2 protein-coding genes and 1 pseudogene are annotated in these 1919 nt (G+C 59.2%); 2 read left to right on the top strand and 1 reads right to left on the bottom strand.

Annotated elements, in window-relative coordinates:
• Positions 1–706: pseudogene (locus tag ACWGTO_RS33270) on the bottom strand (ISKra4-like element ISMet1 family transposase); the annotation flags it as partial.
• A 131-nt stretch (positions 707–837) separates the two neighbouring features.
• On the opposite strand from ACWGTO_RS33270, the gene ACWGTO_RS33275 reads away from it, so the two are divergent.
• Positions 838–1428 carry a DUF433 domain-containing protein gene (locus ACWGTO_RS33275; protein WP_454578925.1) on the top strand — a complete coding sequence of 197 codons (591 nt, stop codon included), beginning with the start codon at positions 838–840 and terminating at the stop codon, positions 1426–1428.
• A 2-nt stretch (positions 1429–1430) separates the two neighbouring features.
• Positions 1431–1862: a PIN domain-containing protein gene (locus ACWGTO_RS33280; protein WP_454578926.1), complete on the top strand. Its 432-nt coding sequence runs from the start codon at positions 1431–1433 to the stop codon at positions 1860–1862.
• Positions 1863–1919: the final 57 nt, after the last annotated feature.

Here is a 1919-nt window from a genome sequence, read left to right on the forward strand (position 1 = left end):
CGAAGTTACGCGCTGAATTGGGCTCGGTGCTGCGAACATGAGCCGTGTCGATGCTGACGACAAACTCCTTGCGGCGATCGCCAGGAAGCTGCATCTCAAGCTGACGCCGGTCATCCGCTTGAGCCCTCGATCGCCATAGTTCTTGCACCATCTGATCATCCAGCCGCTCGCCGATCCTGATGGTGCGCTTGCGCACGGTCGCGTGCGTCTCGGTCGGTTCGATGGGCAGAAACTGGGCGAGGATGCTGGCCGCCTGCCGGTAGGGCATCATACTCCCCAGCCGTGCGGTCAGTTCCATCAGCTCGGGCGTTGCTCGATCGGGACAGATTTCCTTCAGCGGCGCGAAGGCGCCAACCAAGCCCGGATGGCACCCCGGGCACAGCATGCAGCGCGGATTGCGAACCGCAACGGCGCCGAAGACAGTTCGGATCCGGCGCGTTGTGTAGTCCTTAACCGGCCGGAATGTGTGGCAGTCTGGGCAAACCCGACGGAAAAGCGCGTATGTCTCGGCTTCGTGCTTCACGACCGCGCTCTGCAGCGTCGCCATGACCTTCTTGCCGTCTTCGATCGAAAAGCCGATCTCACCGTCGAACAAGCGCTCCCAGCTCTTGCCAATCCGGACTTGCTCACGACAAACGTCGCCGAACTCGTTCTTGCCCTCAATCGTGATCGTCCACTCCACCGCCACCATCGCCTCCTTGAACAAAAGCGATGGTCATGGACCGATCGGCCCTAATAACCCGTATTCGACCCCGGAGAAATTACCGGTGTCATGACAGGCCTTGCACTTTCTCTAATTCGACCCTATCTTTCGGGGTGTATTAGAGAGGCGAGCAGATGGAACATCTGACAACGGCACAGGCGGCTTTTGTAGTTGGCGCGCCGCTGGACACCTTCAAAAAGGTTGTCGAGCGCGCGCCGATCAAGCCGCAACTCGTGAAGCGAGGTGGTCGAAGCATTCGACAGTTTGGCCAAGCCGAACTGGTGTTTCTCCATGCCTATGACGAACTCAAACAAGCGCTGACACCCAAGAGCCAGTCCGAGTTCTATGAGGCGCTGCGGACCACCGTCAAGCGCGGCCTCGCGAAAGAAGTCACTTTTGGCAAACAGCGCTACGACATTGGTCAGCACCTGGTCTTCGTCGAGCGCAAGCTGAAGGAACTCGAGAAGCTCACGGCGCAAATCGACCTGTCCGGGAGGGAGCCGGTCATCCGGGGGACGCACATCGAGGCGCATCGCATCGCTGCTCTTCTCGACGCTGGAACCGCGGTCGAAGAGGTCCTCCGCGACTATCCCTCCTTGAAGGAACAACAGGTCGTCGCGGCCCGGGTCTATGCAGAGGCGCACCCAAAAGTGGGCCGGCCGTATCCGAAGCAAACGGCAAAAGCCGCCATGTGCGCTGCCGATCTTAGCGCGCTGGATGACTGAGTTTGAAATTCCTGCTCGATACAAATGTCCTGAAGGAGATCAGTCGACCCCAGCCGCACGATAATGTGGCGGCTTGGCTCGATACGATCGACGATACCGATCTCGCGATCAGCGTGATCTCAGTTCGCGAGATTTCGAAAGGCATCGAGAAGAAGCGGAAGAGCGACGTTGCCGTGGCGAATATGATCGCCAAGGCGGCCGACGTCATCTTTGCCGCCTATCAAGGTCGTGTCCTCCCTGTCGACGAGGCCGTCGCACGTCGTTGGGGGCAGATGCTCGGTCAATCCGACAAGAACACCGACGATGCCGGTTTGGCCGCGACGGCGCAGGTGAATGAATTTGTCATCGTGACCCGGAACGTCTCAGACATCACGGGGCGCGGTGTCCGGATTCTAAACCCGTTCAAGTCGCCGCCGAAGATTGGGGACATCTAGCCCGAAAAATTCGCGGCGGGTTGGCGGATGTGGTGCAAGCCGTTGAAATGAACTAGG

The organism is Mesorhizobium sp. PL10 (assembly GCF_053714315.1).